Here is an 857-nt window from a genome sequence, read left to right on the forward strand (position 1 = left end):
CCCCCTCCGACTGCGGGAAAATCGTCCGGAGGCTCTCGTGCCGATCCGCGATATCCTCCAACGCGGCCTGCAATGCGGGCACGTCCAGCTCACCCGACAGCCGTAGGGCCAAGGGTGTGTTGTACGCCGCGCCAGCGCCTGGCTCGGTTTCCTCCAGGCGGTTCAGGAACCACAACCGCTGCTGCGCGAACGACAACGGCAACACCTCAGGCCGCTCCCGACGCGCCAACGCCACCTGCGTGGCCGAATCATCGCCATCGATCAGCCGGGCAACCTCGGCAACAGTCGGCGACGTGAACAGGTCACCGATGGTCACCTCAGTATCCAGCACCGCCCGTATTCGGGCGATCACGCGCATTGCCAGGAGCGAGTCTCCACCCAAGGTGAAGAACGAGGCGTCCGCGCTCACCTGTTGCAAGCCCAGGACCTCCCCGAAGAGGCCGCACAACAGTTCCTCGGTCGGGGTGGCCGGGGCTCGGTCTCCCGCCTGCCCCGCCGATCCCGGAGCAGGTAGGGCCGACCGGTCGAGTTTGTTGTTGACGGTCAGTGGGAGGGAGTCGAGTGTGACGACTGCGGCCGGGACCATGTACTCGGGCAGTCGTGCGGCGGCGTATTCCCGTACCGTGTCGACGTCCATCCCACCGGCGGTGGCGGGTACGACGTACGCGACCAGGCGTTTGACGTCGGGCTGGTCCTCCCGGACGATGACCGCGACCTGGCCGACCGACTCGTGCCCGGCCAGGACCGCCTCGACCTCACCGGGTTCGACCCGGAAACCACGGATCTTGACCTGCTCATCCGCCCGACCCGCGAACAACAACCGCCCGTCCGAGGTCCACCGGACCAGGTCCCCGGAC

1 protein-coding gene is annotated in these 857 nt (G+C 67.6%); it reads right to left on the reverse strand.

Features of this window, described 5'->3' with window-relative positions:
- Window positions 1-857, reverse strand: an 857-nt coding sequence (locus tag ACFP2T_RS43055; protein WP_377432800.1) for a phosphopantetheine-binding protein, incomplete at both ends; no start/stop codon positions are given.

The sequence above is a fragment of the Plantactinospora solaniradicis genome (assembly GCF_042658085.1).
In the GTDB taxonomy this organism is placed as follows: domain Bacteria; phylum Actinomycetota; class Actinomycetes; order Mycobacteriales; family Micromonosporaceae; genus Plantactinospora; species Plantactinospora solaniradicis.